A 7798-nucleotide genomic window follows, 5' to 3' on the forward strand; every position below is an offset into this window, starting at 1 on the left:
CAGGCACACCGTATTCCTTTTCCGCCGTTGCCCTGTCCTTGGCAATCGCCGTCGCCACCGTCACCGCGTCGGCGGCGCGTGCCTCGACATCGGCCTGCACCTTGGGAAATTCCGACTTGCCGTAGTCAGCGGCGGAAAACACGGCGCTGCGAACGTCGCCTGCCGACCCTATCCTGACCACGTTGGTATCGAGCGCCATGGCGCCGAGCAGGACGACAACCGCGGCGCTGGCAAGTGCCCGACGCAGGGCGGGCGAGGCAGGCCTGGTCGATGCAGTGGCGGCTTTCGCGCTCATGACGCAACCGCCAGCAAGGCTGATCCGCGCTTGTCACGCATTTGGCGATCCTCCGTTCATATGGCGCTTCGCGCCATTGGGTTTGTTCTGTTCGACAAGGGCACGAGCGGTGGATTCGTCGGTGATCAGGCCGCTCAGATAGCGGCTTTCGAGCACCGCTTTGATAGCGCGTATTTTCACTTTGCCGCCGGCGACGGCGACGATCCGGCGGCCCTTCAACTGGTCCCGCGGGAGTGCCAGGATTCTTTCCGACAGCGCCGTTTCCACTGGGCGTCCCTGGTCGTCGAAGAAGTGGGCGAGCAGCTCGCCGACGCCGCCATCGCGTTTGACCTCATCGATTTCGGAATGTTCGATCATGCCGGTGGCGACCAGCGAAGCTTCCCGCTCGGCGGTCCCTATGCCGACGAACATCAGGTCGGACCGGCTTGCGAGGTCGAAGACATCGCTGATGCCGCGCTGCCCAAGCAGCACCTCACGGTCCTCCGCGGTGTTGGCGACAAAAGGCACCGGCATCACATAGGCCTGCGCGCCGGTCCGCTCGGCCAGCCGATGCATGACGTCGTGCGGGTTGGCCGCGAACTTGCGCGTCACACCGCCAAGCAGCGAGACGAAACGGATATGGGCGGCGGCGGTGCGCGTCAGATACTCGACGCTTGCGGCAAGGGTACGGCCGTGGCCGACGCCGATCAGCATGTCCTCGCCGCGATCGATCTCCCGCTTCAGAAACTGAGCGCCGGCGATGCCAAGCGCCTTCAGCGGCAGCTCGTCCTGATCGAGATCCGGAACGACCTCGCAGTAATCGAGCCCGTAAGCATTGATCAGCTGCTGCTCGAGGTCGATGCATTCGCCGACGTCGCCGTCGATGATCACCCTGACCAGGCCATCCTGGGTGGCCCGCGTGATGAGCCGATGCGCCTTGAGGCTGGTCAGGCCGAGCCGCTTGGCCACCTGGGCCTGCGTCAGACCCCCGGCATAGTGAAGCCAGGCCGCGCGGGTGGCGAGGCTGGACTCATGATCGCGGTTAGCGGTTCCGCCGGATTTCAAGCCATCTCCTCCCTGAGATGATATTATTATCTTTGTGTGCAAAAATTTTCACATCCCTGCATCGCTGTCAATCCCCCGCCGGGTTGGGCGCATGCACATGCGGGCAATTCACAGGTCTCGCCCTTCCCGAAACGCCGGTCTGCCGGCATTCGGCGGGCAACATCGACCTATTAGGAGGTGAGCATGTTACTCGATCATACAGTTGTGTTAATTTAACGTCAATCTATGTTACCTCACGCCTAAGCCAGCAGAATTGCATGGCCATCGGCTATCCAGATTTTCTTCTAACTAGCTGTTTTTCAGGGATAATATCTAATATCGGCAAAATCCCAATCCGCCTGTGAGTTGGGCGATTTGCGGATGCGGCGCATCCATGGGCAAACCAACCGGATTGCCTTGTGAAGAGCATCGGTGACGGACTGATCAACCCAGCCGCATCAGGTTCCGGTCCTCGAGTTCCACAATTGCGGCCTCGACTTCCCTTGCAAGGCGCCCGGCGCTCCAGCCCAGCGCCTGTCCGGCAATCGCCGCAATCGCCTGCAGGTCGCGGCCTGTCAGGGAGCCTGATATCGCCAAGGTGCTGCGGCGCATGACGATGTCGGCCAGATGTTCGACGAACTCGTTGCGGACGATGTAGTCGATTTCCGATTTGCTGTAGCTTTCTGAATCCGGCAGCCGACCCTCATCGCCCGACCCATGCGTGGCGATCTGCGTGGCTCTGGTGCCGTATCGCGACAGCAGCGCATCGAGACGCCGTTCCTCAGCGCCCGTCTTCGAGCGAGCCAGAGCCAGCCAACTTGCTCGCGCTGCGGCATTGGTCGGGAAATCCCTGCCGCCGCCGATCGGCATGGCTTGCGTCGTCACCTTGCGGCTGTGCTGCAGGCGGCCGAGCACGGTGTCGGCGACTTCCTCGGCAAAGCCGCGAAAGGTCGTCCACTTGCCGCCGACCAGCGAGATGACCGCGAAAGGTCTGTTCCGATCCGGCTCGGCGACCGGCGCGGAGTGGTCACGGCTGATCAGCCCGGGCAGCGATGCATCGGAGGCCGGCAGCGGCCTGATGCCGCTATAGGCGTAGACGATCTGGTCGCGCTCGAACGCCATTCCCGGCAGCAGAGTCCGCACGCTGTCGAGCAGGTACTCGACTTCGTCGGGCTCGCAGCGCACCGCGTCGGGATTGTCGGCCTTGATGTCGGTGGAGCCGACCAGCGCCAGGCCGAGATAATCGTAGATGAGGCAGATGCGGCCGTCATCGGCTTCGAAATAGAGCATGCGCCCGGCCAGGCTTTTGACCAGTTCGTCATGCTTGAGCAGGACGTGCGAGCCCTTGGTGCCGCCGATCATCTTCGACGGCGCGCCAAGCAATTCGTTGACATCGTCGATCCACGGACCGGCGGCGTTGACCACCAGCTTCGGCCGCACCGAAAAGGCCGCGCCGTTTTCCGGCTGGAAGGTCAGTACCCCATCGGCGGACTTGACCAGCGCCGTATAGTTCGCGCTGGCCGAGGCCGCGTTTGCCTGCCGCCCATCGAGGATCAGTTCAAGCACGAGCCTTTCGGGGTGGCTTATCTTGGCGTCGTAGTAGGTGCCGGTGGCGACGATCGAAGGATTGAGCGCCGGCATCCCGCTGAGCGCCTGGCGCCGCCCGACCATGCGGTGGCGCGGCATGACCTGGTTTCGCGAGCCGTAGAAATCATAGATCATCAGGCCGATCTTGATCAGGATGGCGCCGCGGCTGCGCGGTGCGCTGGTCGAGCCGAACAGCGTCCGCAAGGCCGCCAACATGCCCTTGCTCCAGGAAAAGATCGGGATGACGGTCGGCAGCGGGCTGACATAGTGCGGCGCGTTCTTCAAAAGCAGATTGCGTTCAAGTGTCGACTGTGCGACCAGCCCGAACTCGCCGGTTTCGAGATATTTCAGGCCACCGTGAATGAGCCGCGACGGCGCGGCACTGGTGCCCGAGCCGAAATCCGCCTTGTCGACGATCAGACAGCTGACGCCTTGCGCGCACAGGTCGCGAAACAGCCCTGCCCCGTTAATGCCGGCGCCAAGAATGACGACGTCGACCTCGCCGGTTCCGGCCATGGCGGCCAAACGCCCGGCGGGATTTTCCGTAAATGTTGCTTCGCTTGAGCTCATGACGCTCTCGTCTTGACGATGCGCAGCTTCACGCCGGCCCGTTCGAGAGCTTGCGCCCGCGCATCGCCCAGGCCTTCGGTCGCCAGCACGACATCGAAGCTGGTCAGATCGTCGAAGACATGCAGCGCGATCCTGTCGAACTTGGCATGGTCGATCAGAAGGATACGCTTGGCCGATGCGGCCATCATCGCCTGCTTGACCCGCACGACATTGGGATCCTGGATGAAGGCCGTGGTTCCGGTGATGGCCGAAGCCGAACAGATCAGCACATTGGCGCGCAGCTGCGCCACGGCGTTCTCGCAGACGATACCGATATAGGCGTTGTAGGTGCCGTGGTACTGGCCGCCGAGACAGATGAAGTCGAGTTCGTCGACATTGATCAGCAGTGATGCCGTCGCTACGGAGTTGGTGATGACGGTCAGCGGCTTGACGTCGAGCAGCAGTGCCGCGACGGCGTTTGCCGTCGAGGAATCGTCCAGCATCACCACCTGGCCGGCTTCGACATAATCGAGTGCTGCCCGCGCCAGCGCATCCTTCTCGGCCCGGTTGACCGTCACACGGTAGCGGAAGGCGCTTTCGTAGAGGCCGGAAGGCTGAACCGTCACCGCACCGTGCAGCTTGCGCAGCACGCCCTGCTGCGCCAGCCGGTCGATATGCCGGTGGACGGTCATGCGCGACACGCCGAAATGCTCGACCAGATCGTCGATGCGCACCTGGCCGAGCTTGATCACATAGTCGGCGATCTCTTCGCGTCGTTCGTCGGCCTTGATCATGCGGTTCCCCCAGTGTCTGGCCGGCCCAGCTTCTCGATGTCGGGCCAATGCGGTTCGAGCGCACCGGCTATGCGGCCATAGAGGGAAAAGCGCTCGTTGAACACAGCACTCGAGGCTTGGTCAGGCTCGTATTGGCGCGCCGTCATCCCGACCTGCCTGGCGCCCTGTTGCGGCGTCGCGAAGATGCCAACCGCCGCCCCCGCGCAAAGGGCAGCGCCAAAGGCCGCGGCCTCGTCGGTCGAGGTGACGATGACCGGGGCGTTCAGCACGTCGGCAAACATCTGAACGAAGGCCGGATTGCGCGAACCGCCGCCGGTCAGGCGGATCTCGCTGATGGCAAAGCCGTCGCGCAAGGCTTCGACATGGGTGCGGTGATTGAAGGCAATGCCCTCCAGAACCGCCTTCAGCATATCGCCGCGATTGTGCCAGCCGTGCAGGCCGACAAAGCCGCCGCTGGCAACATCGCCATAAGGAGAGCCGAACAGATAGGGATGAAACAGGATGGTCGAGGGCTTCTTCAGCGCCGCGTCGATCTCTGCTGCCAGAAGCTCGTGGATCGAGTCGCCATCGATCGATGCCTTTTCCTGCTCCGAGCGGCAGAACGTGTCGAGAAACCAGTCGTAGTTCGCGGTCGAGGCCGGCGAGATCGCCATGTTGTTCCAGCGGCCTGCGTCGATGGCGTTGCGACAGAGCCAACGCGGGTCGACGCGTGGTTGCGAAGAGACGACTTCGTTGATGGAATAGGTTCCGGCGACGATGGCGAGCACGCCCTCCTCATGGCCGCCCATGCCAAGTGCGGAGGCAGTCACGTCATGCAGTCCGCACGCGACCGGTGTTCCCTTGGCAAGGCCGGTCATTTCGGCTGCCTCGGCGGTGACATGGCCGACGATCGCGGCGGAGTGCGCCATCGGCGGCAGCGCGTCGAAAACATCGTCCAATCCGAAGATTCGCAACGCTTCCGGCGCGAAGGCTTGCGTGCGGAAATCCGTGAATGAGGTGCTGGCCTCGGTACGGTCGGTGCCGATCTTGCCGGTCAGGCAAAAGCGCAGCCAGTCCTTGCAGGCCAGTATATGCCCGATACGCCCATAGCGGGCCGGTTCGTGCTCCCTGATCCAGGCGAGCAGCGCCGACGGCGCCGAGACGTGGGGCGCCTGGCCTGTTCGCGCTAGCGCCTCTTCGAAGACCCGGTCCGCCGACCATCGCTCGACAATCTTGCCGGCGCGGCTATCGAGCGACAGGATTCCAGGCCCCAGCGGCCGACGATCCTTGTCGAGCAAATAGAGACCGTCGCCATGCGCGGTTGCCGCCACCGCCCTGATGTCGTCCGCCGGGCGGCCACATAGCGCGATCGCCTCCTTGATTGCGTCGGCGGTCGCTTGCCAGAGGCCGGCCATGTCGCGCTCCACCCAGCGCGCATGGGGCATCGATTGCGGAACCCGCCGACGCGCCACCGACAACTGCGTGCCATCGGCATCGAAGATCACCGCCTTGGTGACCGTGAGACCGTTATCGATTCCGAGCAAACTGGGCATGGGCGCCGCCGTTTTCAGCAACTGGTGAAGGGCGCTGCAAGGCAATCCTGCAGGTTGGGATAAGGATGACGGACATGACGACAATCAACGAGCAACGGTGATACCAAAGCGCCGCATCCGATGCGGTAAACAGACCATAGTAGCCTGTTAAATTAACGTCAACATGTGATATATTTTGTAGAAATGTCTAACGTAAGCTGAGACATGCATCCGATGCGGGACGAAGCTCCGACCAGTGCCCAACTGGCTGGATGGCCCTCAACCCTGCACGGCGGGCCAGGGGGACGGTGCGACTGACGCTCGAACGCGTTTGACTGGCTTAGCGAATTCCGTGCGCAGCGGCCGGACAGCCGGCACCGTTCAAAGAAAACGCGACGACTCAAGAAGTTCAGCCACGCCGTCCAGTTCCTTGTGCAGGCGATGCCAGCGACGGTCGAGGTAGACCAGCGAATGCGCCTCAGGGGGGATCTCGTCCGGCTGCACCTCGCCGTCAAGGAGTTCGGCCGCCACCAGTGTCGCGCCCTCGATCGGCAGGACGCCGAGCCGGCGGGCGCGGAACCAGGTCGAGACGCCGGTATAGCGCGGTTCGCCCGTGGGCAGCCGAGCCCAGGCGCCTCCCGGCGGGAAGCGTTCCGCGCCGCTCGACGCGCAGAGCTGCGCCAGGTCGATATCGGTGTAGCGCAGCAGGTGGATCACCATGGTCTGCGCCCGCAGCAAGGGTTCGGACGAGGTCGATTTCATCGACAGCGAGAAGGCGACGACCGGTGGCGCAGCACTTACAGAGATCAGCGAGGACACGGTCATCGCCACCGGTCTGTCGCCGGGATCGGCCGTGATCACGGCAACACCGGCCGGATGGTGGCGAAAGGCTTCGCGGAAGGCGTTGGTCATCGGATGCGGGAAGCTCATCGACGTCTCTCTTCTGCAGCATGAAATGGGGCCGGATGGGTCCGCCGTCCGGCCCTTGCGACTACTTCTTCTCGATCAGATCGTAGAACTGCCAGGTGCGATCGCTCCACACCCCGCCGATGTCGCGGCCGGCCGAGGTGACGATCGATGGCGCGATCGTGAAATGGTTGGCCGCCACCATCATCTCGCGGAAGGTGCGCTGGATCACACCGGCGCGCAGCGACGCACCGCCGCCCGCGCGGTAGGCGAAGTTGCAGATGTCGACGCCAACCTCGTGAATCTCGGATTTGGCCAGATGGACAAGGCTGATCTGACGCGTCGACATGCTGTTGCCGGCTTCGACCGTCATCTCGATGTCGCGCCAGACTTCGAAGATGAAGGCGCGGGCAGCGCGATAGCGGGCTTCGGCGCGGCCATAGTCGTGCCAGAATTTCTCGCTCTCGCCGATCAACCCGGCGCGGCCTGACTTGCTGCGGGCGAACTTGGCGATCTCGTCCAGCATCCGCCGCCCGGTGCCGAGTGCCCAGCCGGTATGACCGATGGCGGCGAGGCCGACGACACCGAGACTGAAGAACTCCTTCTGGCGCAGCGGCGGTGCGGTCAGGATCGGGAAGACGAGATCGTCGGCGATGAAGACGTCCTCGGCCGCATAGTCGATGCTGCCGGTGCCTCCGAGGCCCAGAACGTCCCAATTGCCGAGCTGCTTGTGCTGGGAGATCGGCGCATGGGCGCACATGATGATCACATTGCCCCTATCGTCCTTGGCGGGCTTGCCGGTGCCGTCGTCGACGAAGGCGGCACTGTGGCTATAGGTGGCGTGGCTGAAGCCGCTGCCATAGCTCCACTTGCCGTTCAGCCGGTAGCCACCGTCGACCTTCTTCAGCATGCCGAGCGGCGCCCCCTGTCCCGAGAAACGGTTGTCGGAGCCCGGCGCGAACAGCCGCTCGACCGCGCTGTCCGGCAGAAAGGCAGCCGACATCGCGCCGATGCAGCAATGCACCATGGAAACCCAGCCGGCCGCCCCGGAATGCCAGGTGATCGCCGCCAGCAGTTCGAGACCCTCGGTGGGTCGCAACTGCGCACCGCCGAGGGTCTCGAACTGCTGGCGG

7 protein-coding genes are annotated in these 7798 nt (G+C 63.6%); all 7 read right to left on the bottom strand.

What is annotated here, in order from left to right; all coding sequences use genetic code 11:
• Positions 1–295: DUF2291 family protein (locus tag EN879_RS16160; protein ID WP_127274128.1), on the bottom strand; the 295-nt coding region annotated here is incomplete at its 3' end.
• A 33-nt stretch (positions 296–328) separates the two neighbouring features.
• Positions 329–1339 carry a sugar-binding transcriptional regulator gene (locus EN879_RS16165; protein WP_027163951.1) on the bottom strand — a complete coding sequence of 337 codons (1011 nt, stop codon included), beginning with the start codon at positions 1337–1339 and terminating at the stop codon, positions 329–331.
• Between the two features lie 423 nt (positions 1340–1762).
• A complete protein-coding gene (locus EN879_RS16170; RefSeq protein WP_164747145.1) occupies positions 1763–3421 on the bottom strand; it encodes a glycerol-3-phosphate dehydrogenase/oxidase in 1659 nt (552 codons plus the stop codon).
• Between the two features lie 50 nt (positions 3422–3471).
• Complete coding sequence (locus EN879_RS16175; RefSeq protein WP_063167511.1) at positions 3472–4248, bottom strand: DeoR/GlpR family DNA-binding transcription regulator; 777 nt, start codon at positions 4246–4248, stop codon at positions 3472–3474.
• A complete protein-coding gene (locus tag EN879_RS16180; RefSeq protein WP_063167510.1) occupies positions 4245–5780 on the bottom strand; it encodes an FGGY-family carbohydrate kinase in 1536 nt (511 codons plus the stop codon). The genes EN879_RS16175 and EN879_RS16180 overlap by 4 nt, the downstream gene beginning before the upstream one ends.
• Before the next feature lie 360 nt (positions 5781–6140).
• The gene (locus EN879_RS16185; RefSeq protein WP_013533080.1) at positions 6141–6689 is read right to left on the bottom strand and encodes a flavin reductase family protein; all 549 of its coding nucleotides are present in this window, start codon (positions 6687–6689) and stop codon (positions 6141–6143) included.
• Between the two features lie 61 nt (positions 6690–6750).
• The coding region (locus EN879_RS16190; RefSeq protein ID WP_127274129.1) for an acyl-CoA dehydrogenase at positions 6751–7798 on the bottom strand (1048 nt) is incomplete at its 5' end.

The organism is Mesorhizobium sp. M7A.F.Ca.AU.002.02.1.1 (assembly GCF_003998535.1).
GTDB lineage: Bacteria > Pseudomonadota > Alphaproteobacteria > Rhizobiales > Rhizobiaceae > Mesorhizobium > Mesorhizobium ciceri.

Excerpts from the sequence above, each read along its gene's own strand:
- EN879_RS16185 (WP_013533080.1), bottom strand. The coding sequence starts at position 6,689 with ATGAGCTTCCCGCATCCGATGACCAACGCCTTCCGCGAAGCCTTTCGC.
- EN879_RS16175 (WP_063167511.1), bottom strand. The coding sequence starts at position 4,248 with ATGATCAAGGCCGACGAACGACGCGAAGAGATCGCCGACTATGTGATC.
- EN879_RS16170 (WP_164747145.1), bottom strand. The coding sequence starts at position 3,421 with ATGGCCGGAACCGGCGAGGTCGACGTCGTCATTCTTGGCGCCGGCATT.
- EN879_RS16180 (WP_063167510.1), bottom strand. The coding sequence starts at position 5,780 with ATGCCCAGTTTGCTCGGAATCGATAACGGTCTCACGGTCACCAAGGCG.